Source organism: Thermococcus sibiricus MM 739 (genome assembly GCF_000022545.1).
GTDB classification, from domain to species: Archaea; Methanobacteriota_B; Thermococci; order Thermococcales; family Thermococcaceae; genus Thermococcus_A; species Thermococcus_A sibiricus.
On the sequence record NC_012883.1, the window covers coordinates 62,437 to 88,913 of the forward strand.

The following is a 26,477-nucleotide window of genomic DNA, read 5'->3' on the forward strand; positions in this document are numbered from 1 at the left end:
AATTTTTAAAGCCTTTTCTCAAACACCTTTCGGTGATGTTCATGCTGACATATGCTCAGGCTGGTGTCGATGATGAAAAAACTCAAAAAGCTTTGAAAAGTATTATTTCTCTTGCAAAGGCTACCTTTGAGTTTAGAAGAGGAAAAATTGGCGAACCAAAAGAAGATATTGGTCATTACGCTGCGCTTATGGACTTTGGAAGCTTTTATCTTGCAATGACGACGGATGGGGTTGGAACCAAAACCTTGGTTGCAGAGGCAGTTGGAAAATACGACAACATTGGGGTAGATATGATAGCAATGAATGTAAACGATTTGATATGCTTGGGAGCTGAACCCGTAGCTCTGGTAGATTATCTTGCTGTTAGAGAGCCAGATGAAGAGGTTTTTCAGGAAATAGCAAAGGGTATCTATGAGGGTGCAAAACAGTCGGGGATAGCCATAGTTGGTGGTGAAACCGCGGTCTTACCAGAGCTCGTGAACGGCTTTGACCTTGCCGGAACGGCCATTGGGGTTGTTGAGAAAGATAAAGTGGTGACTGGAAAGGATATAAATCCGGGGGATGCAGTAATAGGGATATCAAGCTCGGGGATTCACTCCAACGGTTTAACCCTTGCAAGAAAGCTTTTAATTCCCAAATATGGACTTGAATACGAGTTTGAAGGCAAAAAGCTCTGGGAGCACTTGCTTGAGCCAACAAGGATTTATGTGAAGGCAGTCCTTGAGCTGCTCAAAAGGGTGGAGGTTCATGGTTTGGCACACATCACCGGAGGGGGCCTGCTTAATCTAAAGCGGCTCACTAGCTATGGATTTTCCCTAGAAATGCCTCCAATAAGCGGGATTTTTAAGCTAATCCATGAGAACGGCGTGCCTTTAGATGAGATGTTTAAAGTATTCAATATGGGGGTTGGTTTTGTAGTCGTTGTGGATGAAAAAGACAAAGAAGATGCGCTTGAAACACTGAACAAGCATTATCCAAGTTTTGAGATTGGAAAGGTTACAGAGGATAAGGGGATAATAGTTGATAATTATAGGGTAAGGCTTTAGTTCTTTTCTATAACTTCATTTGGAACTAAAATATAAAAAACAGATTAAGAAAGGGGGTTTATGCGGTGAGACGCTTATAGAGCTCTTCATAAGCATTTATAAGCTCTCCTTTGTCAAAGCGGAAAACGTCTTTATCGAGGCTCTCTTTTGTTTCGGCATCCCAGAAACGACAAGTATCTGGGCTTATCTCATCTCCAAGGATTATCTCGCCTCTCTCATTTTTGCCGAATTCGAGTTTAAAGTCAACTAGAATTATCCCTCTTTGAGCGAAATACTCTTTTAAGATATTATTTACCTTTAAGGCTATATTTTCGATTTCTTTAAGTTCTCTCTCACTCACTCCAAGGACTTTTGCATGATAATGGTTTATCATGGGATCTCCAAGATCGTCATTTTTGTAATAGAGCTCTACTATTGGTTCTGAAAGTTCTGTACCCTCTTTTAAGGGCAATCTTTTTTTCAGACTTCCAGCAATCACGTTTCTAACAACGACTTCAACTGGATACATCTTGAGCTTCTCTACAATGAGCTTATTGTCACCAGCGACTCCTATAAAGTGGGTTTTGATACCCTTTTCTTCAAGTACTTTGAAGAGAATGGCACTTATTTGAGCGTTAAGCCATCCTTTACCTTTGAACTGTGCTTTTTTCTTCCCGTTAAAAGCTGTTGCATCATCTTTAAACTCTATTATGACTTTCCCGTCATCCAAGGGGATTACCTTCTTAGCTTTGCCTTCATAAATTTCCATAACTATCACCATTTTTATGTAAAATTATATAATATTTAAGCTTTGTTTTGACAATTTAATGTTAAATAATAGGGCAAACTTTTTAAGTTAACAATGTTAAAATGCTCTCGATACTAGGATTTGATTAACATTTATAAGTCAATACTTTGTGAGGGGAAGTTATGAGGGAAAAATGCGGAATCTTTGCAGCCAAAACCGAAAATGCTTCCAAGAAGGCATACTATGCTCTTATTGCCCTTCAGCACCGCGGTCAGGAAAGTGCTGGAATAAGTGTATGGAGGCACAAAATACGGACTTTGGCTGGTAGGGGATTGGTCTCTGAAGTTTTTCGAGGCAACGAACTATCAAGACTTAAATCAAACATGGTTATTGCCCACGTCCGTTACTCTACCTCAGGGTCCCTTAATGAAACTCAACCTCTCGAAACTTCTTGCCATGGGAAGAAAATAGCAGTAGCTCATAACGGGACACTTACTAATTTTCTCCCCTTAAGGAGGAAGTATGAGAAAAAAGGTGTTAAATTTAGGCACTCAGTTGATTCAGAGCTTTTAGGGATTTCTTTTCTCTGGCACCTCAGAGAGACGGGTGATGAGTTTGAAGCTATGAGAGAAGTTTTTAATGAGGTTAAAGGAGCTTATTCTGTTGCTTTTCTCTTTGATGGTAAAATTTTGGTCGCCCGAGATCCGGTTGGGTTTAGGCCCCTCAGCTATGGTATAGGGGATGGACATTATTTTGCATCGGAAGATTCCGCTTTAAGACTTTTTGTTGAAGATATCAGGGACGTTGCACCTGGAGAGGTGTTTTTAATCTCTGATGATGTTGAAAATAAGGTCCTAGTTAAGGAGAAACATCATCACTGTGTTTTTGAGTACATATATTTTGCCCGCCCAGATAGTGTTCTTGATGAGGTAAGTGTATATTCGGCTCGTGTTAAAATGGGCCGTGAACTTGCACTTGAAAGCCCGGCAAATGCAGAGGTCGTCATACCTGTACCTGATTCAGGGAGGGCCGCTGCACTAGGGTTTTCTCAGATAAGTGGAATACCCTACGCCGAGGGGTTAATAAAAAACCGTTACATAGGTAGAACTTTCATAATGCCTGGTCAGTTTTATAGAGAACTTAAAGTAAAACTCAAGCTTTCCCCTGTCAGGGAGATTGTCAGTGGAAAACGTGTAGTTCTCATTGATGATTCTATAGTTAGAGGGACCACAATGAGAAGAATTGTGGCGATGTTAAGGAAGGCTGGGGCAAAGGAAGTTCATGTGAGAATAGCGTCTCCACCGATAAGACATCCTTGCTATATGGGAATAGATATCCCAACTAGGCATGAGTTGATAGCAGCGTTTGGGGGCGTTGATAGAGTTAAAAAAGCCATAAATGCTGATAGTCTGGCCTATCTTAGTGTGAATGGACTAAAAAAAGCTGTAGGAAAAGGAGAGCTATGTTTGGCCTGTCTTACAGGTAATTATCCAGAATGGGCTTTCCACTTTTAGGTTTTCTTATCTTTGCCGCTGAAAATTTAAATTCTGGTGTTCCAGCCTTGTTAAGGGCATTATTGGTAATCTTATTGGCTTTAAAATGGAATGGAACTGCTACTACTCCACGGGCTACTTTTCCAATTTTCGCCCTCATACGTATTTTCCCTCGTCTTGTTTCAATTTCTACGAGGTCATTGTCCTCTATCTCAAGATATTTTGCATCCTCTGCATTTATTAGTATTTTTGGTTCTCCCATGAGCTTAGTTAAAGAGGGACTCCTCAATGTCATTTCTCCCGTATTATAGTGACTTATGAGTCTTACCGTTGTTAGGGCGAATGGATATTCTCCATTGGTGCTTTCCCATGGAGGGATTTGTTCCACAGCTATAAATCGTGCTTTTCCATTTGGGGTTGCGAATTCCCATGTGTGAAGTCTCTTTCTTGGAAGGAAGATTCCATTCTCACTTTTGAGGTCTTCTATATCTTTTTCTTCTAACTCTGGAAAAAGAGAGAAGTATTCTTTTGTTATTTCTTCTACACTTGAATAATTAAATCCCGGCAAACCAAGGCCTTTCCCTAACATGGTTAGTATTTTCCAATCTGGCTTAGAGTCATTTAAGGGTTCAAGGACTTTCTCGCTCCACTGAATTCTACGTTCGCTGTTCATGTAAGACCCGTCTTTTTCACAAAAAGCTGAAGCGGGGAGAATATAGTGAGCATAACGTGCTGTTTTTGTTATAAATAGGTCTTGGACTATTAGTAGGTCTAGCTTTCTAAGGGCCTTTCTAACGCGGCCAAAATTGGCTTCACTAACAGCTGGATTTTCTCCTATAATGTAAAGTGCCTTTATGTCGTCTCTTTCTATTGCATCCCAAACTTCGGTTAAATATAATCCCCTCTCGATTGGAATGTTTTCAACTCCCCATAGAGAAGCAACTCTTTTCCTGAACTTTTCATCTTCCAAAGGGATATATCCAGGTAAAAACTCGCTCAGAGCGCCCATATATGCAGCTCCTTGAACATTGTTTTGACCGCGCATTGGATAGAGACCGCCTCTGTTGCCAATATAACCAAGAAGAAGTGCAATATTTATTATAGCAAGAACATTCTCAACTCCAGAAACGTGTTGAGTCACTCCCATACCCCACATAATGGCTCCACTTCCAGCTAAGGCAAACTCTCTTGCAGCCTTTTGAATTAGTGTGGCCGGAACCCCAGTAACTTTCTCTGCATATTCGGGGGTATACTTCATAACGGCCATTCGAACCTCTGAAAATCCGGTTGTTCTGTTTTTGATGAATTCCTCATTGTAAAGTTCTTCCCTAATTATAACGTTCATTATGGCATTGGCAAGCACTATGTCAGTGCCCGGCTTTATAACAAACTTGTAATCGGCAAGATTCATCGTGATAGTTTCCCTAATATCAACGACTATTATCTTGGCCCCTCTCTTTTTGGCCTTCTTTATGTAGTGTATTATTACAGGATGGGTTTCAGCAGGATTATAACCCCAGATGAGTATGGCTCCAAAGTTCTCTATATCTTCGTAGGGGTTTGTTTGAGTTCCTGTTCCTATTGTAGTTTTGAGCGCATGGACACTGGCTTCATGACAAATCCTTGCACAGTTATCAATATTATTTGTCCCAAAAAGTCTGGCTATTTTTTGAAGGAGGTAATTCTCTTCGTTGCTAATCTTTGAGGAGGATATAAAAGCAACCGCATCCGGGCCATAAACTTCCCTTATTTCAAGAAGTTTGTGAGATATTTCTTCAATAGCTTGGCCCCAAGTTATGGGTTTTAAAGCATTTCTATTGCGTTTTAATGGCCTTTTGACCCTATTTTTTGATAAGGCAAACTCCATTGCATAGAGGCCTTTTGGACAGAGTCTTCCTCTGTTTGGTTCACCCCTGTAAGGTTTAACAATTAGTGTTTGAGGATCAACAAGAAGTTTGCACCCAAACCCACAATATGGACACACAACCGTTTTCACACTACCACCTATTAACATATAAATGGCAAAAATAAAAATCTTTCTATTAATAATTAACAAAAAAATGATGAAGAATAACACCCAAACTTAATGATCTTTCACTAAGGGAGGAAATCGTAGTAGATAAGATTTATAAATACTCCACTTAACTTAACATCGAACACAGCCCCGTGGTGTAGCGGCCAAGCATGCGGGACTCTGGATCCCGCGACCGGGGTTCGAATCCCCGCGGGGCTACCATCAAAACAGGCTCCAGACCAGTTTTTTTCTCTTTTAAAAACCTTTAAATCTAATTAAACCCTTTTCTATATAAGAGGTGGAAAAATGTATGTTGAGGAGGAACTTTTAGGAGGGATAAAAGAGCTTTTGGAAAATGAAAACCTTTACTCTCTCTACGAAAGAGCTTACAAAAAGTACAAGCACTACTTTGATACAACAAATTACATAGTGCTTAACATTTATCAGTTTAATGACCACGGTGCCATACACGTTCTTCTGACAACGAGACGAGCCCTTGAAGTCTTGAAAATCCTTAAAAAGTTCGGAATTGAGACAACAGCAGAGAAACTTGACAAATCCATCGAGTGGAGCAAGTTTATAGTGGCTTTTGGAGCACTGTTTCACGATATCGGGAACATGATTCACAGGGATAATCACTACCAGTTCAGTGTTCTTCTCGCTGAGCCTATAATATATGAACTTGTAAAAGAATTCGAGAAAGAAGACTGGCTTCTTTTAAAGGCCTTAACTCTAAATGCCATTTACACCCACGATGAAGCTGTTCCATGTACTACAATTGAGGGTAGCTGCGTGAAGATAGCAGATGGCTGTGATATGGAAGAGGGGAGGAGCAGACTGGCATACAAGAAGGACAAAGTTGATATTCATGCAGTTTCGGCCTTGGCTATAGATAAAGTGGAGATAAAAGAGGGAGATCAGGAGGCCCCTATTCTCGTGGAAGCTTGGATGAAGCATTTAGCTGGGGTATTCCAGGTGGATGAGATCCTTACAAAGAAAGTCAAAAGCTCTCTTTTGAGCGGGAAAGTTAGGATTAGGATACACGCTGGTGACGAAATCTTAGAAAAGGTGGTATAATGTCTTCTCTCCTCTTGGCTTATGAAGATTTGAAATATCTCTTGAATAGGGGATATCGGAAAAAGTATGCTCTTGAATTCGTGGCTAACCACTATCTTCTCACTTCCAAAGAGAGGTATTTTTTAATGAGATGTGTTTTCTCAGACAGGGAAATTGAAGAAAGGAAAAGGAAACTGGTAAAAGAAGACGGCCTCAGGGGGGAAATTATCGGTATTGACGGATTTAATGTCCTGATAACTCTTGAATCTCTACTGGAAGGAAAAGCAATTCTATGTGAAGATGGCTTTTTAAGAGATTTAAAACATCAAAGAGGTTACAGACTACATGAAAATACTTCAAAAATTCTCGAGTTACTGGTAGGGTTTTTGAGTAATATCGGGGTTAAAGAAGTATGGTTTTTATACGATTCTCCTGTGAGCAGAAGTGGAGAGATAGCTAACCTAACTGAAGAAATTATGGTGAATTTCAAGGTTCCTGGAAAAGTTGAGCTATCTAAGGCTCCAGATCATGATTTAAAGAGGTTTGAAGTAGTTGCAAGTTCGGACATTGCGGTGATCCAAAAAGTGCCCTTGGTTGTTGATATACCAAAGATGATCGCAGAAGATAAAGGGCTGAGGTGGATCTCCTTCTTTGAAATTTTGGAGAATCCGCATCTATTAAAATCTTAGCCATTAGATTCTTTTTTGATCTTGGGAATTTATTTGAAAATTAGAAAACTATTTATATTTACGTGTCTTAATAATTTATTATATTGTTGTCCGCTTTGTTTTTTGCGGACTTCTCAGGGGGCGATAATGATGAAGAAAATTGACTATACTCTGGCCCTGCTTTTAGTAGGGCTCGTAATAATTAGTGGCTGTATAGGTGGGGAAAAGATTACTGAGAGCATTAAGGAAGAAGCAAGCAGTGCCATGGAGAGTCAGACTGAAAGTCAAAGCGAGTCTTTCACAGAAACTGAAGAGTACACTACAACGGAGTCACTATCGGAGACTTCCACTGAAGCTCAACCTCCTGCAATTTGGGAAACTCCTTGGGATGCTTATCACCCAGTAATGATAGATGGAGAGCAATACTTGATAAGTTATGTCAAGTACTATCTTCGGGTTAGAACGGAGGAAGGAGGGGAAATTTACGAATATGAAGTGGAAAAGAAACGTGGAGAGGTGAAAATACACGTATATGGAAATCAGATTAATATGGAAACAGGAGAACAGCAGAAGGTTGATTTAGGTGAATTTGAAGTCTATGAATACTATGGAAAGATAACCCCCATTAAAGGGAAGGAGATGGAAAATCCGCTAGAATTTAAAGTTTGGGTAAAGGAGAGAACTGAAGATAGTGATACATTCTTCCTTCTACCTTCTCTTGACTTTATAACAATATACGGAACAGTATATGCGGGAGGCGGGGGTGCTGTTGGTGTATCCATAACATATGGAGATCAAAAATTCCTTTTCTACAACCCTGCAGCAGTCGGAGATATGAGCTCAATGCCATATCAGGAGGGGAGTATTGATATAATCTCCGATATCCCGGACGTCGAGAATATCTACACAAGCTGGTATGGTTTTTACACCTTTGGAATATGGGAAGCAATTTCTGGGGAAGACCTTTACAAAGCTAAGAAAGACTCGTGGGGAGTTATGGGATACATGTTTAACTATGAAATAAACCCTGACGGAAGTATTACTTTAGGAGGAAAATCGTTCAAAGTTTCCAATGTTAAATGGACATACACCTTTGGAAATGCCCAAGGACAAGGTGAAGCCACATTAACAGCGACACTTCCGATTCCTATAGAGAGCAAAGGAGTTTTCATTAGCGAAGGCCTGAATATCTTTGTACATATAAAAATAGAGGACATAGACTTTCAAAGAATTTAGGAAAAAATTTATATCTCCCCTTTCTAATTTCCCAACATGTTTGGCGAGCATGAATTAAAGACCCAGTTCATCAAATTTGGTGATAAAAAAATTCACCTTGTAGAGGAGAGCGAAAGCTTGGTTAGATACAGGCGGGATGAAGTGGAGAAGATAATCAAAAGTAACGGGGAAAAACTTAAGGTTCTCCCGGCACCGGCAACCGGCTACGGCGTGAGGCTTCTCATGGTAAAGTTCAAGGAGCCCCTTATAGTGTCCCCCCACGATTCTCTAGCGGGGTTTATTGAGGCTCCGATAGAAATAGACGTTAAAGTTGGGGGGCTGAGTGTGGACCACTTATTAGTGGGCAGGGAGAAATACGCCCTATACGGGGCACTCGAAGCCGGCGTAATCTGCCGCTACCACGTTAGCCCCTTCTATTTAAAGGAGCCAGACTCCATCGGAGCGGCAAAGCTCATAGTATCAAACCCCTCCCCCGAGTGGAAGTCCCTTGAGAGGGTCATAATCCCGATCTGGAAAACCTCCATGTACTATGAGGGCACAAAAGCGTATTACCCCTTGCTAATTGTCACGATGAAGAACCACAATCCTGAGGTCAACAACACTGGAAGAGCTCCAAAAGAAGGACTGAACGCGGTGGGAGAAGGACTGTCCCTTCCGAACTTCCTTATGAGGTGGTGAACATGAACACAACAGCGTCTTTCTGGGAGGAGGGGCTTCTCGGGGAGAACCTGTTCCTCACACTCACCCTAGGTGCGGTCGTAAAGGCCCTTTTAGTCCTCGTGATAGGCCTTCTAATAGCAAAGCTTCTCAGGAGGTACATCCTTAACCTGTCCAGAAGTACGAGGTACGTGTGGATAATTAACGAGGACACTGCATCCACGCTTTACAACCTGATAGCCATTATAGCGGTCGTTTACAGTCTCGATGCCTTAGGAGTGCTCTCCTATAAAATCGCCGGGACGAGCCTGAGCAACCTTTTAACGGCCTTCCTGGTGTTTTACTTCTCATACATCCTTGCCAAAAAGACAAAGGACTACCTTGTGAGGAGTTCCTCTCAGAAGAAGCTCCCAGAGGCTCAGATCAAAGCGAAAATCTTCTACTACCTGGTCATCACGCTGGCGTTCTTCATAGCCCTCAACATAGCGGGCTTTAGCGGTAAGCTGAGCACTCTCCTCGCTGCGGCTGGAATAACGGGTATCGTCCTCGGTTTCTCAGCACAGACCGTCGTTTCAAACTTCATCTCTGGGATATTCATGTACTTTGACAAACCCCTCAAGATAGGCGACCCAGTGGAAGTTGCGGGATACTCTGGAATCGTGCACGACATCAGAATTCTCTCAACGAGGATAAGGACATGGGACGGCCTCCTAGTGAGGATTCCAAACGAGAAGCTATTCAACAGCGAAATAAAGAACCTCCAGAAGTATCCGGCGAGGAGGGTCGACATAATCGTCGGCATAGCCTACAAGGAAGACGCCCAGAAGGCCATAGATGTCATAAAAAAAACCCTCGACGAGATGCCCTATGTCCTTGCGGAGCCCGAGCCTATGGTCTTCGTGGACAAGCTCGGGGCGAGCAGCGTCGACATAGCCGTCAGGGCGTGGGCACCGAGCGAGAAGTGGTTCGAAGTTAGGTGGAGGATAGTCCAGAGGGTAAAGAAAGCGCTCGACGAGGCTGGAATAGAGATACCGTTCCCGCAAAGGGTTAATTGGTTTGCAGAAGAACTGAAAGTGAAGGTGGAGAAAGACTAGTTCCTTTCTTTTTCAACAAATATGTAGAAGAAACCTATCGTTTTATGTTTTTGGGGTTAGTTCATATTGTTCCTTCAAGGAGCTCCTCGTTGTAAGAGTTCTTTAGTAGACTAATGTCTCACCCATGTTTATTTCTCTCGAATCTGTAAATGTCAACTAAAATCTGTTCCAGCCGTTTTTTATGGAAGAAAAACTGGGCAGGGATTTCAAAAGTTGTAGTTAAGCGATTAGTGATTTTAAAACTGTTATCTCGTGTAAAGGCCTCTATAAATTTTCTAACTTCTTCTTTGGCGAGGTGAATGGAATAGACAACATCGCTGATCTCAAAAGCTTTGAGCAGGAAAGGTCTGTCTGCTTTGGGGTTTTGGCTACCAAAGGGGGGGTTCATTATCACGGTGTCAACTCTAGCATCAAATTCCTTTACAGACACCTCTAAGAACTCGATATTCTTGATGTTTAGTGTTTCTGCATTTTCTTTTGCTATCTCCAGAGCTTTTTTATCTTTCTCAACTGCATAAACTTTTTTAGCTCCCATCAAACTGGCCCCTATGCTTAAAACTCCGGTGCCAGCTCCGAGATCCGCTATAATTTTTCCTTCAATATCCCCCATTGAGTGCGCTAACCAGAGCAGTTCAGCGGCAACATTTCCCGGAGTCTTGTATTGCTCAAGCTCGGGTTTAGGTTCTTTAAAACCCTTCAAATTTGAGAGTATCATTGCAAGGTGCTTTTTCTTCATTCTATCACCTATAGCCCGCAATACGGAGAAGTTCATCCCATGTCATATTGAATTCAAGTCCCTCTATACCGAACATCGTGCCGGCAGTGGTCAATATAAACATTACCACAATTATTCCCAGAAGGAACCCGAACTCCGCGGTAAACGCCACAACAAAGGCCTCCTTTAAATTCAGCTTCAGCAGTTTTAAAACTGTGAAAAGCATCAAAACCCCAAGAAAGAGATTTATTCCAAGAGAAACTACGACTTCTGCAATGGATATCGCTAAGATCGAGTAACTTCTCAGTTCTTTATAGGTGAAAACTTCTAAGGCTGTTTTCAGGAAGAGGTAGTATAGGACGACGAAGAGAATGTAAATGATGATATCTATAAACTGCATGAGAGAAAATTGGAAATGAAATTTATAAAGACTTTGGGAGCTTGAGGCTTATTCCCATGGGTTCGTCTTGAACCCTCTTACCGCCGGCGATTTCGTCGAACTCGTAATCCTCCTTCAGTCCAAGAAGAATTTCAAGCTCTCTCGGAGTCAGCACGGGTTTTCTCCAATTCTCAACGTCATCTATCGGTACTCTTGGGCAGGCAACCACCACGTAGGCATCGAAGTCAAAGCCCTCTAGGGCTTGGTAGCTTATGTGGTTCATCACTATTAGCTGGACCTCTTTTCCATACTCTCTTAGGAGTTTTACAATTTTTCTGGCCTCTCCAATTCTTAGCTGGCCTTTTTTTGTACTCGTTATTACCCCGAACTTCTTCGCATCGTATGCTTTGGCTATTTGAGCCCAGCGCTTTCTGATGAACCTTTCCGTTTCTCTATTCATCCATATTGCATCTCCGCTGTAAGGGTTTATTGCTAACGTAGGCTTCTTTGTGGCTAAGGCAACGCCAACAGGATGAAAGTATCCAGCTCCAATGAAAAGAACCCCTTCAGCTTCTACTTTTGCCGCGGAGAAGTTGCACCCCAAAACTTGGCCGGGAAAAGAGATTCTACCGTCTCCTTTGCCCACTTTTACCTCAAACCCCTCCTTTTCGAGAAACTCTTTTGCTTTATTTAACTCTCTTATGTGCTGGACTGTCGTAACTAATGCTATCTTCTTCCCGAGCTTTTTTATTTCCTCTATGTTTTTGGATAATGCCTTGACCACATTAACTTTTGCAAAGGCGGGAATAAAAATCGTTGGGACTTCAAGGTTGAGAACCATGTATGAATGACCAAGATGGATTAAAGCATCACATCCGAGCATTTTTGCTTCCTTATCTGCTGGGTCGCAAGCACCGTAATTAATATCTCCACTTATTAAACTCTCTATAGAGTTTTTCTCCAGAAATTCAGCGAGAAACTGCGCCTCTCTCTTAAGACCTTCAGGAGTTTGAATCAAAACCTTCCTGACATTTAGTTCTCTCAGTTTTTCCAAAACTTCTCGCTCATGAAGTTCGTACATAGGCTCACCATTCATCTTCAAAGCGAAATTCTTTTAAAGATTTGGCCCTAATAATACCTCGAACTTCGAGGCATGGTGATAGGCATGAAGAAGATTATGATATTGTTAATACTACTCCTTATTAGCTCCTTTGTCCTTGCTGAAAGGCCCTACGATGGTGTTGCTGAGGCAACTTTCGAGGCATTAAAGAGTGGTGACTACTCTATCCTGCAACCTTATCTTGATGATGACATGAAGAAGGCCTTTGATGAAAAACAGTTTAACGCATTTAGGGAAGATCTAATTTCAAAGTACGGTCAGCTTAAAGATTACACTTTCGTTAAAGAGGGAAGATCTTCTGGTTTCATCCTTGGTTACTACAGCTTCGAATTTGAAAAAGCAGACGTGACTTTAAGGCTCGTGTTTAGGGAGGTTAGTGGTGATTACAAGCTTTCTGGCATGTGGATTGATGCAGTAAATTCAAAGGAAGCTGGCATTCCATTAGGTGTTGCACTATTCTTTCCTGTTTTAGGAGGATTTTTGGCTTTGTTGACATTCTACATACTGGGGTTTAGAAAAATAGGTGTTGCAGAGATTATCTTGGGCATTATACTTGTTGCAATAACTCTTGGGATTCAACCTCTGATACAGAATGCACCATTTTTAGCAGTAGGTATAAAGTCAAACTCCGATATAATTGCAAAAGGAACAGCCTTTGTGATCCTTACTGCAATATGGCTTGGCTTTGTAGCAGGATTTTTCCAAGAAAGTTTGAAATATGCTTTTTCGAGAAGCAAGTATCTTAATGAGGCTTTGTTCATTGGTATTGGCTTTGGGCTTGGGGAGGCAATATTAGTTCCTGCTTTACAGGCAATTCAGATTTCTGTTTTGGGGGGAAGTACTCCTCAGCTAAGCACTGCTTTTGTGTCCATGCTTGAACGTTATTTGGCCGCCTTATTTCATGCAGGGACAACTGTTGTTTTAGCTTATTCATACAGGAATGGATTTGGAAAGAGAGCTCTATTGGGTTTAAGTGTGGCCCATGGCATAATAGACACTTTCGCTGCCTACTACCAATTCAAACCATCCACGATAGTTTTGGCCATAACTTATGTGCTCCTCTTGATTGTCTCGGTGTTGTTACTCCGTTATGGACTTCCAAAAGTCAAGGAAGAGAAGGAGGAAAACAGAATTGTTTGGTGACTCCAAGAAGAAATCCTTAGAGAAGTTTAAGAAAGAAATTAGAACGGGCATATATGCCTATCTAATTCTTTCCTTTTTAAGTAGAGAGAGGTCGCATGGATATGCTATAAAAAAGGCACTTGAAGAAGTTAGTGATGGGAAATTCGTACCGAGTGAGAGTACTCTTTATGGAATACTTAAAACTCTTGAAAAACACGAGTTAATAAAAGGGGAATGGATGGAAACTGGAGGGCGACCTAGGAAATGTTATACGATAACCCTCAATGGAGAGGAAGTCCTTAAAGAACTGAAGAAAGAAATAAACCTTGTAAAAGAGCTTCTCGAAAATCATTCTTGAATTTTTCTTCACGAAAGGTTTTTTAAGCTCTTTTTGATATTCTCTGTGGTGGTTAAATGCTGAGAAAACTTTTCAATGAATGGAAAGCAAAATGCCCATTTGTTAGAGCGATAGAAAAGTGGCGATTTGAAAGGAAGAAAAACAAATTTGAATTTAAGAGAAAGCTCAGTTAGTCGATCCTTTCATCACATTTCAGCGATGGGTTTGTTCATCATAGCAGCTTTTTCACTTCCTCAACTATACTCTCTATAGCAACTTGTTTTTGTTCTCCGCTTTTCATATCCCTTATGGTGACCTTCCCTTCTGATAGATCTCTTCTTCCGAGAATTATTGCAACTTTCACCTCTATGCTGTTAGCATAATCAAGTGCTTTTCCTAGCTTTCTCCCTTGAATATCGTATTCTGCCTTGATATTTGCCTTTCTTAGTGTTTGGGTTACTTCTATGGCTTTCTTCTTTATTTCAAGTTCATTTCCTATGTAGGCAACAAACACATCGCTACCGACTTTAAATTCTGGCAGTAACTCTTTGCTTTCTAATATGGGGATTAGTCTCTCTATTCCGATTGCAAAGCCAGTAGCCGGAGTTGGCTTTCCTCCAAAGACTTCGATTAAGTTGTCGTACCTTCCTCCACCACCGATTGAGCCTATTCCAAGATCATTATCTGCAATTGCTTCAAAAACTATGCTTGTATAGTAATCAAATCCTCTTGCTATTCCAAAGTCTATTAGAGCGTAATCTTTAATGCCATAGGCCTTCAACAGCTCAAAAAGCTCCTCAATCTTTTTCAATTCTTCCTTTGCAATCTCGCTCGTGAAAAGTTCTCGAGCCTTGGGTAAGACATCATCGGGCTTCCCTTTCAGTTCTATAAGAGTGAATACCTTGTTTATATCTTCTTCATTTAATCCAAACTCTTGAAGAGCCTTTACGAATTCTCCTCTCTCCATTTTGTCTTTTTTGTCAATTAACCTCATAAGGCCAATGTCGTCTTTCACTCCAATCATTTTGGCAAACTCATCCAGCAGAATTCTATCTCCCACATTCACGGTGAATTCTTTTAACCCGGTACTTAGGTAGCTTTCAATGAGAAGCGCAATGACTTCCGCATCAGCTTCTATATTTGAAGAACCTATTAACTCTACGCCAGCCTGCCAGAATTCTCTAAGGCGGCCGCTTTGAGGTTCTTCATATCGGAACATATTGGTTATGTAGTACCATTTTATTGGCTTGGGGGCTGTTTGAAATGCATTTACAAAAAGTCTTGCAACACTTGAGGTTAAATCAGGCCTCAGAGATAGGTTTCTGCCACCTTTGTCCTCAAAAGCATAGAGTTGTTCAACTACCTCTTCTCCACTCCTCAGTTCAAAGAGTTTTGTGTATTCAAATGTTGGCGTGAGTATTTCCTTGAATCCGTAGACCTCAAAAACTTCTCTTATTCTCTCAAATACGTATCTCCTCTTTATCATGTCTTCAGGGAGTAAATCTCTGGTTCCTTTAACTCTCTGAATTCTAACCACTTCTCCCACCTATAAATGGGAATAAAAAGGAAGTTAAAAAGTTGTTGATTTCATAAGTTTTAGGAAAATTCCACCAACGCCTTCCACCATCATTTGGGCCCCAATAGCCATGGTAAAGAGACCGATTATCCTGATAAACACACCAAGCGTCGTTTTGCTTATATTCTCAGTTGCATAGAGAGTTATTATCATTATGAGAGCTGTTGTCAGTATTGCTATCACAATGGCCAGGGCAGAGACTTTTATGCCGTATTCCGCTGTTAATGTTATCGCAGTTGTAATTGCTGCAGGGCCGGCTATTAGTGGCGTAGCGACTGGGACTGCAGCTAAAGCAAGGATGTTCTTCTCCTTCTTTAGGGTTACCATACCCCCACCTTCAAGTGCCTCAAGACCTATTTTGAAGAGCACAAAACCTCCGGCAACTCTAAGGGCATTCAAGTCAATGTGGAATATATCCTGCAGTATTATCTTCCCTGCAAGAGCGAACAAAATTAAAAGGAAGAAACCTATGAGGTTGGCCCTCACTATGAGCTGCTTTATATCTTCTATGTGAAAATCTTCCCTAAGTAGGCTAACCAAGAGTATTTTATCGCTTGGATCAATCATGATTATCATGAGCAGTGCGGAACTCAGGATTTCGGTTATCATAGGCCTCAGAAGGTTTTTAAAAGGAATTGTTTATAAATTTATCTTCTTTTAAGTTGGAAAATCTGTTTTTATCATCTCTCTTATTTCAAGGGCTATTCCGGTAGTGTCAAAGCCAATGAAAGTGTAATCTTATTTTAAGAAATCCGATGGATATTCTTGAGTCCTTTGAAGCTTATGCAATATTCATTGTAATGGCGAAAGATGAAAGCCATGCCAAAATCCTAGTAAAAGAATACATCAAAAAAGAAACCTGCCGAAAACATGCATAGAAATACACAACGTGGAAGAAGTGCCCATAGATGAAGAGAAAGTGCTAGAGGTTATTCTCGACTGAGGAGCAATGAAATAATTTCTTTTGGAGTTTCTTTTTATTTCCTTGATGAAATAATTAAAACAGAAAGAATATCCCGTTCTAAGAGCTCTGAAGAAAAAGATGAAGAAATAATATTGCTTCAAACTCACTCATTGAATTTATTGTAGTGGAAAAGCTGACAAAAAGGATAAAAAGGTGTTTTGTGAATTAAATTGTGAGGTGTAACAGTTTGGGAAAATCCCCCAAGGTCGAAGTGTCCCCCTTTATATTAAGGAAATTACGTGAAAATTCTGGATATAGTGTAGAAGAACTAGCAAAGAAATTAGGGGTTAGTGAAAAGAAGATTGAAGATGTAGAGAGTAGTAAAGATTCTTTTACAATCACTCAGTTGAAATCACTTGCCAAGATATATAAAATACCCTTGGCAGCGTTCTTTTCCGAAGACATTCCTCATATCCCCTCCCTTCCAGACTACAGGATTAATAGAGACAAAAAGCTTAATCCAGAAGCTTTTGTTGCTATACGAAGAGCAAAGTATCTCTCGGATATGATAGTTGAGTTAAGCGGTAAGAAAAGCAAATTTCCAACATTCCCTGAAAATCTACCACCAGATGAACTAGCGAGAATATTTAGAAGGTATTTGGGAATAGGGGAAATTCCAAAACTTAAAGACTCGTATAGAACACTTGAATTTTATAAAAATCTAATTGAAGAAAAATTAGGGATCTTAATTATTGAATATCCTCTAAAAAATGATAACGTTAGGGCATTTAGTTTAAAAAGAGATCTGGCTGTTATTGTTCTTAATGAATCAGATGAGCCGAAAGTAAAACTGTTTTCACTCTTCCACGAAATAGCTCATTTGCTTAAAGGTAGTGAGGGGATATGTGAGATAGATGTGGATTCAGAGAAATTTGAAATTGAAAGATTCTGTGATAAATTTGCAGCAGAATTTTTAGTTCCTGCCAGTGACTTGAAGTTGGAGATAGAAAAGAAAGCAAAGAGAGAATTATCAGATGATATTATTTCAGAGCTCGCTAGGAGATATGGAGTAAGCAAACACGTCATGATGCTCAGATTGCTTAACTTGGGATATATTACAAAGGATAGATATCGTAGATTTAAGGAAAGCTTCGATAAAGCAAAACTTGAAGAGCTTAAAAAGAAAAAGGTTTCAGGATCTAGAAATTGGGAAAGAACATATTTTAACCGTGCAGGTAGGTTAGCTATTAGGGAAGTTAGTAGAGCATATGAGAGAGGAGAGATAAGCTTTTTTGAAGCATCAAGGATACTTAATATGAAAATAAAATATGCTGAAAGGCTTCTTGGGTGACATATGATGCTCAATAATACCTATGTCATAGATACAAATGCTATCGTCGATTTATTTAGACGGTATCCTCCAGACATACGAGTTTTCAAACCTATTTGGGACAAAATTGAGAAGATGATTGTTAACAGTATTATTATATCTCACTATGAGGTATATCGTGAGATTGAGGTCGGAGACGATATGGCAGTAGAATGGTGTAAAAACCATAAAAAGATGTTTATTGATCCTGATAATCACCAAATAAAGATTTTTAAGAGCGTTAGGGGGGCATATGAAAAAGATCAATGGAATAAGAAAATAACTCAACCAGGGCCTTGGGCTGACCCTTGGATTGTAACTCTAGCAATACAGCTTAGAGAGAGAAGCAAAATACTAGGAGTACAAGGGAATGTGAAAATTATCACACAAGAAAACAAGAATAAACGGAATAACATACCTAAAATAGCAGAAAGTTTTGGTATTGAATCATTAAACCTGATTGAATTTTTCCGTGAGATTGGCCTTTAAATGGCAAATAGTAGCCCTGATTTTTAGGAGTGTGATTTGTGACACCTTTTATGAAATTTTCAATAAATTTTACTCGAAAAATATATTAAAATTTCCTGTTGAGGTTCAGCCTGGTGATCCGCATGAAAGTGTTCAAGGTCCAAGTGTATTTAAAAGGAGACATGGGGATACTAGACCTCGAAGAAGTACCAATCGACCAGAATTGTATGTTTCATTGATGAAATTGAATGGTCAAAATGGGCAAAGTGGTCACTAATAAAAGAGGCTCTCATTCAGGAGTTTCGGGCGAAAATAGGGGAAAGACACGCGTTCACATCACGCTTGATGAAGAAGTGTCCGTAGTTATGGATGAACTTGCACTTAATAAGTCGAAATTCATTAATAGAGTTCTTAGAACACTCCTTTTTGGAGAAGAGGTGGGTAAAATGCTCATAGAATTTTGGTGGTCCCGCGGCCCGGATTTGAACCGGGGACCTGCGGATCTACAGTCCGCCGCCACTCCCAGGCTAGGCTACCGCGGGACCCTACAGCCCAGCCCTCAATCACTACTCATCTTTATGTAGTTTATAAATCTTTCTGTGATGCTCATATACCCGAGTGTGAACTATCAAATCCTTAAGGATGGACGTTTCAAGATGATAATCAAAAATCTTTTAACCTTTGAGTATATGTTAAACTATGGTGTTTAAGATGAAGACCTTTCTTACTGAACAGCAGCTCAAGATACTGCAGTTGAGAGCTAAAGGACTAAAGCAGAGTGAAATCGCTGAGATTTTAGGTACAAGTAGAGCAAATGTTAGCATTCTAGAAAAGCGTGCAATGGAAAAAATCGAAAAGGCCAAAAATACCTTGCTTCTCTGGGAGCAATTAAACTCAAAAGCTGCTGTAGAGGTTAAAAAAGGTGAAGATATTTTTAAAGTCCCTGAAGAGATTTTTAAGCAGGCAGATAAAGTTGGGATAAAAGTTCCATACACTACAGCTGAAATTATTGCATTTTTAGTTGAAAATGCGCCGATAGAGGAGAGGATTGCAAAAGAAGACTTCATTCTCTTTTTGGATAGTCATGATAAGCTTAGAATAACTGAAAGCCTACTTGAGGAACTTGATGAGGTAAGGAAGGATTAGAGAAGTGAAGATGCCATTTAAGGCCATTGCAAGTCCGCTAACTGCTCCGGAAAGTTCATCATCAAGTATTATTCTAGCCGTTCCGAGGCCGTGAGATGTAACTCCCATTGCCAGACCCCTTGCCACTTTGTCTTTTACTTTTGAAATGTTTAAGATCTCTATCCCAACTGCATTGCCCAATATTCCGGTCAATATAACTAGTACAGCAGTTAAGGCGGGAATGCCACCTATCTTTTCGCTGACTCCTATTGCTATTGCTGTTGTTATGCTCTTTGGAGCAATACTTAGAAGGACTTCGGGAGTTCCACCAAGTATCTTTGCCACATAGAAAGCACTTAAAATTGCCAAAGCTCCTCCAAAGACGATCCCGAAAAATATCTGCTTTGAATATGCTTTTATTATTCCTCTCTGCTTGTAAAGCGGGATTGCCAAGCTTACAACTGCTGGTCCGAGCAGGAAACTTAATATTTGGGCACTTTCCATGTAGGTTTCATATTTTATTTCTGTAATGTGGAGGAAAAGTGCTATGGTTATTATGGAGAGTAAGACAGGGTTTAAATAGAAGGTCTTTCTCTTTTCATAGATTTTAGAAAATAGATAGAAAGTCCCAATGGTTATGAAGATGCCCAGAGAGTTCATTTTTCACCACCACTTAGTATTTCGACGAATTTGGCCGTTAGAACCAATGTTAAGGCAAAACTTACTACTAGAGCCACAAAAATAGGAATGAGCTGAGCTTTTATGAGGCCCCAATATGCAATTACGCCGACTCCCGGTGGAATGAACATCACACTCATGTTTTTTATAAAGAATTCCGCTTCTCTCTCCACATCACTTATATCTATGAGCTTTGATATGAGTGCTAAGGTTAGAAGTATCATGCCTATTACATTTCCCGGGATGGGTAAATGCAATAATTCACTTATTCCCTCCCCAATGAAAAGAAACCCAAAAACAATGGTCAGCCCTTTATACATGAGACATCAGGAAAAATAGGTATTGAAAAGATAAAAATATAACTGATCATTCAAACATTGCAATAGCTTCTATTTCAATCTTAACATCTTTGGGCAGTCTTGCTACTTGCACTACGGCTCTTGCTGGTTTTGAATGGCCAAAATACTCCTCATAAACTTTGTTGAACTCTCCAAAGTCATTCATATCATCTAAATAGACATTTACTTTGACTACGTCATCTACCGTGGCTCCAGCGGCCTCTAAGACTGCCAGCAAGTTTTCTATTGCTTGTCTTGCTTGTCTTGTTATATCTCCCTTTACGAGTTCCCCTGTTTCAGGGTCTATTGGGATCTGGCCGGAGATAAAAAGTATTTTGTCGGGATTTTCTACTAGAATACCTTGACTGTATGGACCAATAGGTTGTGGAGCATTCTCAGTATAAATCACGCTCCTCTTTACCATTTTTATCACCTCCAAGGCTCATGTTAATGCATTTTTATTAAAAACTTTCCGCAAATAAGAAGGAAAAGATAATCATCAGCGAAGCGAAGACTCCTCATTGCATTGCTCGGGCGCCCTCGGTGTCATCATCCCTTTAAGCTTTTTATAATCATCGGGCGGGAAGTCCTCTTCCGAGAGGGAGGGATAGTTCACCTCTTCTCTAAATATTTTTCAAGGGGTTTTGCGGGGATATCAATTGTGAGCCCCACTTTTTCTAGGGCCACCCTCAATGCGTAGATCTTCGCGTGGTCTTTGAATTCGTTTGGAGCATAATTTTCTACAGGAATATGGAAGAATTTTTCAACAAGAGTCTTTATTTCAGCCTCACTTCTTGCCTTTTTAATGTCTCCAAACCACTTTCTGATGCCATCTAAATCTATTTTTCCGTATAGTGGGATTTTTGAAACTGCTGTCTCATTTATACTGGCCAAAATTCTTGCAATATCTGCCATAGGTGTTTTGTTGTCAATTATTAGTCTTTTTACCACTATCCAGCTTCCATTCTTGGCAGTGAAGTTTATGTGTTCATCGTGATATATGAGAGTAGTTTTTAACTCAGTTATAACCCCCTCTGGGTAATTAATGGAAACCTTCTTTGATAAGGCCTCTCTGGTTAACAAAGCTTTTGCAACATTAAGCAAGTGGTTCTTGAGTTTTTTATTTTCCTCAAATATCATTGGGTTAAGCTTTCTTGAAGTTCCAGGGGATTTTAAGGTCTTTAAGAGCTCCCAAACATCTTTCTCGGTCATTTCTTCAGCTAAACTCATTATCCCAGCGACATTCATGACTTCTGTTAAATACTCCGGGAGTTTTAGAGTCACCGTATTTGATACCATGGCCAGAAAGTGTGCTATTTGCCGATCATCCATAGCAAGCAGTTTATCTCCAACTTTCCAATTCTTGTGGTTTGCAGTGAAGGCTATATGATCTTCAATTTTCATTATTCATCACCCCGTAGGTTTTTAGTTTTCTATTATTTTAGTTTTTTGTCTTTCATGATTCTTTTAAAAAAAGTTTATAAGTTCACTTAAGCAACCCTAATTTGAGAGAGGTGAGGATTTTGAGCGAAGATGTTAATAAAATCAAAAAAGAGCGTTCATATGGTGAGGAATTGGATTTGGGAGTTGATTTTAAGTCTACTGAGGAAATTAATGTTCCTGAGAAGTTAATAGATCAAGTAATCGGACAAGAGCATGCTGTTGAAGTTATCAAAACTGCTGCAAAGCAGAAAAGACACGTATTGTTAATAGGCGAACCAGGAACAGGTAAGTCAATGCTTGGCCAAGCAATGGCAGAGCTATTGCCAACGGAGGATTTAGAGGATATTTTAGTTTTTCCAAATCCTGAAGACGAAAACATGCCTAAAATAAAGAGTGTTCCGGCATGTCAAGGAAAGCAGATAATTGAACGCTATAGGCAAAAAGCAAAAGAGCAAGAGAATATAAAGTCTTACATTTTGCTTTTTGTACTGTTTGTAGTTATGCTGGCAGTTCTAATGGATCGTTCAGCCCAAACACTGCTCTTTGGTGTTTTTGTCCTTATAGTATCATTAATGGCCCTTTCAAACATGAGACTCAGGGGCCAAGCCTTGGTACCGAAACTATTAATAGACAATTGTGGCAGGAGAAAAGCTCCATTTGTTGATGCAACGGGCGCACATGCTGGAGCTCTCCTTGGAGACGTTAGACACGACCCGTTCCAGTGTTTTAGTGGTAAGGAGAGTATTATAATTGAAAAAGATGGTGAAAGAAGAGTAGTCACTTTGAAAGAGTTTGTTGATAGCGCTCTTAAAGAACCATCGGGAGAAGGAGTAGATGGTGAGATTAACGTCATCTACAAGGACTTTAGAAATGATAAAGTTAAAATACTGACAAAGGATGGCTTCGTGAAGCTCCTCTATGCCAACAGGAGGGAAGGAAAGCAAAATCTCAGAAGAATAGTGAACCTTGAGAAGGATTACTGGCTCACGGTAACGCCTGAGCACAAGGTGTACACGGCGGAAGGTCTCAAAGAAATGGATGAACTGACCAAAGATGACGAGATAATAAGAGTTCCCGTTATAATCCTTGACCGCTTTGATGTAGCTCGTACATACAATGAGGAGAAGAAGCTCAAAGATTACTTCCGCTGGAAGGACTATTACGAGAAAACCGGCAATGGATATAAGAGGGTCGCTAAGGAGCTTGGAATTAAGGAGAGCACGCTCCGTTGGTGGACTCAAGGAGCCAAGCCAAAATCCCTGAAAATGGCCGAAGAACTCGAAAAACTTGGTCTCCTACCACTGAAGAACGAGGATGAACGGCTCGAAGAGATAGCCAAAGTTATGGGCATCCTTTTCAGCGATGGGAATATTGACAAGAACCTTAACACTCTGAGCTTTGTGTCAAGTGAGAGGGAAGCTATCGAAAAATTCGTGAGAATCCTTGGCAACCTCTTTGGAGAATTTGAATATGAGATCAAGGAGAATCGTGAGGCTATGGGAGAGAGTATTCTCTTCAGGACGTGGGACAGGAGAGTCATAAGATTCTTCGTTGCCCTTGGTGCTCCCGTTGGTAACAAGACAATGGTTAAGCTTGAACTTCCATGGTGGATTAAGCTTAAGCCGTCACTTTTCCTCGCCTTCATAGATGGTCTCTACAGCGGCGATGGCAGCGTACCAAGGTTCGCCCACTATAGGGATGGTATCAAATTTAATGGAACGCTTGAAATAGCCCAGCTTACCGATGAGCTTGAAAAGAAGCTTCCATTTTTTGAGGAGATAGCATGGCATTTGGGCCTCTTTGGAATCGAGGCAAAGGTTAGGGTTGACAAAGCTGATGGTAAGTATAAGGTGAGGCTTATATTCTCGCAATCCATAGACAACGTGCTCAACTTCCTTGAATTCATCCAGATAAGTCTCTCCCCATCAAAGAGGGAGAGATTCCTCGGGGAAGTCGAGAAGTATATCAATGCCGTTCCCGATTCAAGTCTTGCAGAGAAGCTCAAAGAATTCAAGGAGCGCTTTGAGAGGATTAAGAAGGAAGAGAGAAGGAACTTCATTGAAAGCTCGGAAGAAGTGGAGGTTACCTACAACGTGACTACAGAGACAGGGAATCTCCTTGCCAACGGCCTATTCGTCAAAAATTCCGGTGGTCTTGGAACTCCCGCCCACGAACGTGTTGAACCTGGAATGATTCATAGGGCCAACAAAGGGGTCCTTTTCATAGATGAGGTGGCAACCTTAAACATAAAGATGCAGCAAAACCTCCTTACAGCGATGCAGGAAAAGAAAATGCCTATAACTGGACAAAGTGAGCTTTCAAGTGGTGCCATGGTAAGAACGGAACCAGTGCCATGTGATTTCGTCCTTGTGGCTGCTGGGAACTTGGATACTGTTGATAAGATGCATCCTGCTTTACGTTCAAGGATAAGGGGCTATGGTTACGAAGTTTATATGAGAACTACGATGCCAGATACTATAGAAAACAGAAGGAAACTTGTTCGTTTTGTCGCTCAAGAGGTTGCGAAGGATGGCAAAATACCACATTTCACAAAAGATGCGGTTGAGGAGATAGTGAGGGAAGCTCAAAAGAGAGCTGGTAGGAAGGGTCACCTTACACTTCGCCTCAGAGACCTTGGTGGTATCATAAGAGCAGCAGGTGACATTTCTATCAGGGAAGGAGCAAAATACGTTACTAGAGAACATGTTTTCAAAGCTCTCCAGCTTGCAAAGCCTCTTGAAAAGCAATTGGCTGATTGGTATATTGAAAGAAAGAAGGAGTATCAAGTTATTAAAACCGAAGGTGGAGAGATAGGAAGGGTTAACGGCTTAGCAGTAATAAGTGAACAGAGTGGTATTGTACTTCCAATTGAAGGCATGGTTGCACCAGCAGCAAGTAAAGAAGAGGGCAAGATAATTGTAACTGGAAAACTTGGAGAGATCGCAAAGGAAGCTATTCAAAACGTCTCGGCCATAATAAAACGATACAAAGGAGAGGATATAAGCAGATATGATATTCACGTCCAGTTTCTGCAAACCTATGAGGGGGTCGAAGGTGATTCAGCAAGCATAAGTGTTGCTACTGCGGTTATTTCAGCCCTTGAAGGGATCCCAGTAAAACAAAATGTTGCGATGACAGGCTCATTGAGTGTTAGAGGGGAAGTACTTCCAGTAGGAGGAGTAACTCCAAAAATTGAGGCGGCTATTGAAGCAGGAATAAAACAAGTTATAATCCCCAAAGCAAACGAACAGGATGTATTCCTGAGTGCTGATAAGGCGGAAAAAATTGAAATAAATCCTGTGGAAACAATAGATCAGGTACTCCAGATCGCTCTCGAGGATTCAGAGAAGAAAGAAGAACTCATAAGGAGAGTTAAAGGGGCCTTACCTTTACACGCTTAGCCATCCAATAGTTCTAAAAGGCCTGCACACTCTATTATTTTTGTAGCAATCTCTTTTCCCACTTCAATGTCCGTTAATTCTTTTACAATGATCTTTCCACTTGGGTATATACTGACCTCATACTTTTCAACTACAGCAATGGCCAACATTTTTGGAATAACACTTTTTATTTGATATCCTCTCTCTTTCAAGCACTCTGTGGTTCTCTTTAAGTCCAAAGTAACTTCTTTGTCCCATGAGTAGGGCTGCACTATTACCCCTTTCATTGTGGTGCATGGTTTTGAGATTATCATCCTATCACCACATTCGATTTGAAGTGGCCTGTTTTTATCAGTTTCTACCCATTTTTGAGTATTGAAAAGGTAATCACTCGCCCGAAATGTTAAAAATAATATTTCGAACTTCAATCATGTTGCTTGAAATACTACTAGGCATAATCTTTCTCTGGGATGGCTATTTCTTTGTCAACTACCTAATTAGTCTTTTAACTCCATATAAAACTCGGATGTGGGCCCCCTCTGTAACCATTCTTATTCCAGCTTATAATGAGAGTGGGACAATACTGCACTCTATAAAATCAGCCCTTTCTCAGGACTATCCCAAACTCGAAGTCATTGTGGTTGATGATGGCAGTGAAGATGACACATTTGAAAAGGCAAATTCTATCAAAGATTCAAGACTCAAGGTTTTCAGAAAGAAACACGAAGGAAAAGCAAAGGCTTTGAATTTTGGTCTCCAAAGAACCAGTGGAGAAATAATAACTACTATCGACGCGGATACATTATTAGCGCCAAATGCAATTAGGGAATTGGTTAAACGTATTTATTCAAAGGAAATTGTAGGAGCTGGAGGTCAAATTCGAGTTCTTGGTAGTTCTTTTCTTGAAAGAGCCCAAGATGTTGAACATTTTAGAATAGCCATGTTTAGAAGAGCTAAGGAACTTGAAGATCTAAGTGTTGCTCCAGGTCCACTCTCTGCTTTTAGAAAAACTATCTTGAGAGAAATTGGAGGGTTTGTTGAAAGCAAAGTTGAGGATTATGCAACCACAAAAGCGATTAAAAAGTTAGGGAAAGTTGTTTATGCTCCAAAGGCGAAAGCTTATGTAAAGATGCCAAGCAAACTTTCAGAGTTGTGGGTACAAAGAAAAAGATGGTTTTTGGGAGATTTGGAGCATTTAGGAGGAGGATTTGAAAAAGAACTTCTTTTCCTTATCTTAGGCGATTTTATCGCATTTTTAGATATAATTATTCCCATTGCTCTGACACTCACAGGGAAGTTTGGTTTACTTCTACTCTTTATTGGGTATGAAATTCTAACTGCCTTAATCCCCACACTTGTTGAGGGAGGATCTCTTTTGAATGCCATGTTCTTTCCTATATTTTTATGGTTTTGGGCAGTTTTTTACTTGGTTTTGCACCTCTATGGATATTTGTTGAAAATCCATCATAACCTTTAAAAAATGAAGCTCTATATAGATTATATACTCTATATAGTAAATTGAGAAGGAAGGA

Annotated in this window: 27 protein-coding genes and 2 tRNA genes; 16 read left to right on the plus strand and 13 right to left on the minus strand. The window is 40.3% G+C overall.

From position 1 onward, the window contains the following. The first annotated feature begins 41 nt into the window (after positions 1-41). On the plus strand, positions 42-1,046 hold the full coding sequence (gene purM / locus TSIB_RS00320) for a phosphoribosylformylglycinamidine cyclo-ligase (RefSeq protein ID WP_048160097.1): 1,005 nt from the start codon (positions 42-44) through the stop codon (positions 1,044-1,046). Between the two features lie 58 nt (positions 1,047-1,104). Here the strand turns inward: purM and purC are convergent, their stop codons facing one another. Further along, entirely contained in the window at positions 1,105-1,794 is a 690-nt protein-coding gene (purC, locus tag TSIB_RS00325) for a phosphoribosylaminoimidazolesuccinocarboxamide synthase (protein ID WP_048160098.1), read from the minus strand. Between the two features lie 161 nt (positions 1,795-1,955). Between purC and purF the strand changes: the two genes are divergently transcribed. Continuing rightward, the gene (purF, locus tag TSIB_RS00330) at positions 1,956-3,287 is read left to right on the plus strand and encodes an amidophosphoribosyltransferase (RefSeq protein WP_012766095.1); all 1,332 of its coding nucleotides are present in this window, start codon (positions 1,956-1,958) and stop codon (positions 3,285-3,287) included. Here the strand turns inward: purF and fdhF are convergent. Beyond that, positions 3,250-5,280: a formate dehydrogenase subunit alpha gene (gene fdhF, locus TSIB_RS00335; RefSeq protein ID WP_012766096.1), complete on the minus strand. Its 2,031-nt coding sequence runs from the start codon at positions 5,278-5,280 to the stop codon at positions 3,250-3,252. The genes purF and fdhF overlap by 38 nt on opposite strands. Positions 5,281-5,426: 146 nt before the next feature. Between fdhF and TSIB_RS00340 the strand changes: the two genes are divergently transcribed. The 6 genes from TSIB_RS00340 to TSIB_RS00365 all read left to right on the plus strand — a co-directional run bounded on the left by TSIB_RS00340 (position 5,427) and on the right by TSIB_RS00365 (position 9,991). Beyond that, a tRNA-Gln gene (locus TSIB_RS00340) sits at positions 5,427-5,502 on the plus strand. 84 nt (positions 5,503-5,586) lie between these two features. Then, positions 5,587-6,357 (plus strand): HD domain-containing protein, encoded by a 771-nt coding sequence (locus TSIB_RS00345; protein WP_012766097.1) that lies wholly within the window; start codon positions 5,587-5,589, stop codon positions 6,355-6,357. Between the two features lie 14 nt (positions 6,358-6,371). After that, positions 6,372-7,025 carry a DUF434 domain-containing protein gene (locus TSIB_RS00350; protein ID WP_266105272.1) on the plus strand — a complete coding sequence of 218 codons (654 nt, stop codon included), beginning with the start codon at positions 6,372-6,374 and terminating at the stop codon, positions 7,023-7,025. A gap of 126 nt (positions 7,026-7,151) precedes the next feature. Continuing rightward, entirely contained in the window at positions 7,152-8,240 is a 1,089-nt protein-coding gene (locus tag TSIB_RS00355) for a hypothetical protein (protein WP_012766099.1), read from the plus strand. 36 nt (positions 8,241-8,276) lie between these two features. Further along, positions 8,277-8,918: a DUF432 domain-containing protein gene (locus tag TSIB_RS00360; RefSeq protein WP_012766100.1), complete on the plus strand. Its 642-nt coding sequence runs from the start codon at positions 8,277-8,279 to the stop codon at positions 8,916-8,918. 2 nt (positions 8,919-8,920) lie between these two features. Further along, complete coding sequence (locus TSIB_RS00365; RefSeq protein WP_012766101.1) at positions 8,921-9,991, plus strand: mechanosensitive ion channel family protein; 1,071 nt, start codon at positions 8,921-8,923, stop codon at positions 9,989-9,991. Between the two features lie 118 nt (positions 9,992-10,109). On the opposite strand, the gene TSIB_RS00370 is transcribed toward TSIB_RS00365, so the two are convergent. Genes TSIB_RS00370 through dph2 form a run of 3 tightly spaced genes read right to left on the minus strand, consistent with a single transcriptional unit; the run spans position 10,110 to position 12,166 of the window. Continuing rightward, positions 10,110-10,727: an METTL5 family protein gene (locus tag TSIB_RS00370; protein ID WP_012766102.1), complete on the minus strand. Its 618-nt coding sequence runs from the start codon at positions 10,725-10,727 to the stop codon at positions 10,110-10,112. 4 nt (positions 10,728-10,731) lie between these two features. After that, complete coding sequence (locus TSIB_RS00375; RefSeq protein ID WP_012766103.1) at positions 10,732-11,106, minus strand: hypothetical protein; 375 nt, start codon at positions 11,104-11,106, stop codon at positions 10,732-10,734. 22 nt (positions 11,107-11,128) lie between these two features. Next, positions 11,129-12,166: a diphthamide biosynthesis enzyme Dph2 gene (gene dph2 / locus TSIB_RS00380; protein ID WP_048160100.1), complete on the minus strand. Its 1,038-nt coding sequence runs from the start codon at positions 12,164-12,166 to the stop codon at positions 11,129-11,131. Positions 12,167-12,250: 84 nt separating this feature from the next. On the opposite strand from dph2, the gene TSIB_RS00385 reads away from it, so the two are divergent. Continuing rightward, the gene (locus TSIB_RS00385) at positions 12,251-13,348 is read left to right on the plus strand and encodes a DUF3887 domain-containing protein (RefSeq protein ID WP_048160101.1); all 1,098 of its coding nucleotides are present in this window, start codon (positions 12,251-12,253) and stop codon (positions 13,346-13,348) included. After that, positions 13,338-13,685: a PadR family transcriptional regulator gene (locus TSIB_RS00390; protein ID WP_012766106.1), complete on the plus strand. Its 348-nt coding sequence runs from the start codon at positions 13,338-13,340 to the stop codon at positions 13,683-13,685. Before TSIB_RS00385 ends, TSIB_RS00390 begins: the two co-directional genes overlap by 11 nt. Before the next feature lie 211 nt (positions 13,686-13,896). Here TSIB_RS00390 and hisS read toward each other — a convergent pair whose 3' ends face one another. Further along, the gene (gene hisS / locus TSIB_RS00395; protein ID WP_048160737.1) at positions 13,897-15,150 is read right to left on the minus strand and encodes a histidine--tRNA ligase; all 1,254 of its coding nucleotides are present in this window, start codon (positions 15,148-15,150) and stop codon (positions 13,897-13,899) included. 84 nt (positions 15,151-15,234) lie between these two features. Beyond that, a complete protein-coding gene (locus TSIB_RS00400) occupies positions 15,235-15,849 on the minus strand; it encodes a MarC family protein (protein ID WP_012766109.1) in 615 nt (204 codons plus the stop codon). Between the two features lie 146 nt (positions 15,850-15,995). On the opposite strand from TSIB_RS00400, the gene TSIB_RS10670 reads away from it, so the two are divergent. The 3 genes from TSIB_RS10670 (at position 15,996) to TSIB_RS00410 (ending at position 18,002) form a co-directional block, all read left to right on the plus strand. Beyond that, positions 15,996-16,118 carry a hypothetical protein gene (locus TSIB_RS10670; RefSeq protein WP_012766110.1) on the plus strand — a complete coding sequence of 41 codons (123 nt, stop codon included), beginning with the start codon at positions 15,996-15,998 and terminating at the stop codon, positions 16,116-16,118. A 273-nt stretch (positions 16,119-16,391) separates the two neighbouring features. Then, entirely contained in the window at positions 16,392-17,495 is a 1,104-nt protein-coding gene (locus TSIB_RS00405; RefSeq protein WP_012766111.1) for an XRE family transcriptional regulator, read from the plus strand. A gap of 6 nt (positions 17,496-17,501) precedes the next feature. Beyond that, positions 17,502-18,002 (plus strand): DUF4411 family protein, encoded by a 501-nt coding sequence (locus TSIB_RS00410; protein WP_048160102.1) that lies wholly within the window; start codon positions 17,502-17,504, stop codon positions 18,000-18,002. Between the two features lie 443 nt (positions 18,003-18,445). Here the strand turns inward: TSIB_RS00410 and TSIB_RS00415 are convergent. Next, positions 18,446-18,523 (minus strand) — tRNA-Tyr (locus TSIB_RS00415). Between the two features lie 169 nt (positions 18,524-18,692). Here TSIB_RS00415 and TSIB_RS00420 point away from each other — a divergent pair. Then, a complete protein-coding gene (locus TSIB_RS00420) occupies positions 18,693-19,127 on the plus strand; it encodes a Tfx family DNA-binding protein (RefSeq protein WP_048160103.1) in 435 nt (144 codons plus the stop codon). Here the strand turns inward: TSIB_RS00420 and TSIB_RS00425 are convergent. The 4 genes from TSIB_RS00425 to TSIB_RS00440 all read right to left on the minus strand — a co-directional run bounded on the left by TSIB_RS00425 (position 19,092) and on the right by TSIB_RS00440 (position 21,526). Then, the gene (locus TSIB_RS00425) at positions 19,092-19,766 is read right to left on the minus strand and encodes a CidB/LrgB family autolysis modulator (RefSeq protein ID WP_012766114.1); all 675 of its coding nucleotides are present in this window, start codon (positions 19,764-19,766) and stop codon (positions 19,092-19,094) included. The genes TSIB_RS00420 and TSIB_RS00425 overlap by 36 nt on opposite strands. After that, positions 19,763-20,104 (minus strand): CidA/LrgA family protein, encoded by a 342-nt coding sequence (locus TSIB_RS00430; RefSeq protein ID WP_012766115.1) that lies wholly within the window; start codon positions 20,102-20,104, stop codon positions 19,763-19,765. Before TSIB_RS00430 ends, TSIB_RS00425 begins: the two co-directional genes overlap by 4 nt. A 46-nt stretch (positions 20,105-20,150) precedes the next feature. After that, entirely contained in the window at positions 20,151-20,546 is a 396-nt protein-coding gene (locus TSIB_RS00435) for a RidA family protein (protein WP_048160104.1), read from the minus strand. Positions 20,547-20,734: 188 nt separating this feature from the next. Beyond that, the gene (locus TSIB_RS00440) at positions 20,735-21,526 is read right to left on the minus strand and encodes a DUF2666 family protein (RefSeq protein ID WP_012766117.1); all 792 of its coding nucleotides are present in this window, start codon (positions 21,524-21,526) and stop codon (positions 20,735-20,737) included. A gap of 119 nt (positions 21,527-21,645) precedes the next feature. On the opposite strand from TSIB_RS00440, the gene lonB reads away from it, so the two are divergent. Next, entirely contained in the window at positions 21,646-24,966 is a 3,321-nt protein-coding gene (gene lonB / locus TSIB_RS00445) for an ATP-dependent protease LonB (protein ID WP_048160105.1), read from the plus strand. Here the strand turns inward: lonB and TSIB_RS00450 are convergent. Continuing rightward, on the minus strand, positions 24,963-25,259 hold the full coding sequence (locus tag TSIB_RS00450; RefSeq protein WP_048160106.1) for a hypothetical protein: 297 nt from the start codon (positions 25,257-25,259) through the stop codon (positions 24,963-24,965). The two genes, lonB and TSIB_RS00450, sit on opposite strands and share 4 nt — an antisense overlap. 116 nt (positions 25,260-25,375) lie before the next feature. Between TSIB_RS00450 and TSIB_RS00455 the strand changes: the two genes are divergently transcribed. Beyond that, positions 25,376-26,422 carry a glycosyltransferase family 2 protein gene (locus TSIB_RS00455; protein WP_012766120.1) on the plus strand — a complete coding sequence of 349 codons (1,047 nt, stop codon included), beginning with the start codon at positions 25,376-25,378 and terminating at the stop codon, positions 26,420-26,422. Positions 26,423-26,477 lie beyond the last annotated feature (55 nt).

What these genes read in the sequence shown, in the direction of transcription:
- purM (WP_048160097.1), top strand. Translation starts at nt 42, where the DNA reads ATGCTGACATATGCTCAGGCTGGTGTCGATGATGAAAAAACTCAAAAA.
- purC (WP_048160098.1), bottom strand. Translation starts at nt 1,794, where the DNA reads ATGGAAATTTATGAAGGCAAAGCTAAGAAGGTAATCCCCTTGGATGAC.
- purF (WP_012766095.1), top strand. Translation starts at nt 1,956, where the DNA reads ATGAGGGAAAAATGCGGAATCTTTGCAGCCAAAACCGAAAATGCTTCC.
- fdhF (WP_012766096.1), bottom strand. Translation starts at nt 5,280, where the DNA reads ATGTTAATAGGTGGTAGTGTGAAAACGGTTGTGTGTCCATATTGTGGG.
- TSIB_RS00345 (WP_012766097.1), top strand. Translation starts at nt 5,587, where the DNA reads ATGTATGTTGAGGAGGAACTTTTAGGAGGGATAAAAGAGCTTTTGGAA.
- TSIB_RS00355 (WP_012766099.1), top strand. Translation starts at nt 7,152, where the DNA reads ATGATGAAGAAAATTGACTATACTCTGGCCCTGCTTTTAGTAGGGCTC.
- TSIB_RS00360 (WP_012766100.1), top strand. Translation starts at nt 8,277, where the DNA reads ATGTTTGGCGAGCATGAATTAAAGACCCAGTTCATCAAATTTGGTGAT.
- TSIB_RS00365 (WP_012766101.1), top strand. Translation starts at nt 8,921, where the DNA reads ATGAACACAACAGCGTCTTTCTGGGAGGAGGGGCTTCTCGGGGAGAAC.
- TSIB_RS00370 (WP_012766102.1), bottom strand. Translation starts at nt 10,727, where the DNA reads ATGAAGAAAAAGCACCTTGCAATGATACTCTCAAATTTGAAGGGTTTT.
- TSIB_RS00375 (WP_012766103.1), bottom strand. Translation starts at nt 11,106, where the DNA reads ATGCAGTTTATAGATATCATCATTTACATTCTCTTCGTCGTCCTATAC.
- dph2 (WP_048160100.1), bottom strand. Translation starts at nt 12,166, where the DNA reads ATGTACGAACTTCATGAGCGAGAAGTTTTGGAAAAACTGAGAGAACTA.
- TSIB_RS00385 (WP_048160101.1), top strand. Translation starts at nt 12,251, where the DNA reads ATGAAGAAGATTATGATATTGTTAATACTACTCCTTATTAGCTCCTTT.
- hisS (WP_048160737.1), bottom strand. Translation starts at nt 15,150, where the DNA reads ATGATAAAGAGGAGATACGTATTTGAGAGAATAAGAGAAGTTTTTGAG.
- TSIB_RS00400 (WP_012766109.1), bottom strand. Translation starts at nt 15,849, where the DNA reads ATGATAACCGAAATCCTGAGTTCCGCACTGCTCATGATAATCATGATT.
- TSIB_RS10670 (WP_012766110.1), top strand. Translation starts at nt 15,996, where the DNA reads ATGGATATTCTTGAGTCCTTTGAAGCTTATGCAATATTCATTGTAATG.
- TSIB_RS00410 (WP_048160102.1), top strand. Translation starts at nt 17,502, where the DNA reads ATGCTCAATAATACCTATGTCATAGATACAAATGCTATCGTCGATTTA.
- TSIB_RS00420 (WP_048160103.1), top strand. Translation starts at nt 18,693, where the DNA reads ATGAAGACCTTTCTTACTGAACAGCAGCTCAAGATACTGCAGTTGAGA.
- TSIB_RS00425 (WP_012766114.1), bottom strand. Translation starts at nt 19,766, where the DNA reads ATGAACTCTCTGGGCATCTTCATAACCATTGGGACTTTCTATCTATTT.
- TSIB_RS00430 (WP_012766115.1), bottom strand. Translation starts at nt 20,104, where the DNA reads ATGTATAAAGGGCTGACCATTGTTTTTGGGTTTCTTTTCATTGGGGAG.
- TSIB_RS00435 (WP_048160104.1), bottom strand. Translation starts at nt 20,546, where the DNA reads ATGGTAAAGAGGAGCGTGATTTATACTGAGAATGCTCCACAACCTATT.
- TSIB_RS00440 (WP_012766117.1), bottom strand. Translation starts at nt 21,526, where the DNA reads ATGAAAATTGAAGATCATATAGCCTTCACTGCAAACCACAAGAATTGG.
- TSIB_RS00450 (WP_048160106.1), bottom strand. Translation starts at nt 25,259, where the DNA reads ATGATAATCTCAAAACCATGCACCACAATGAAAGGGGTAATAGTGCAG.
- TSIB_RS00455 (WP_012766120.1), top strand. Translation starts at nt 25,376, where the DNA reads ATGTTGCTTGAAATACTACTAGGCATAATCTTTCTCTGGGATGGCTAT.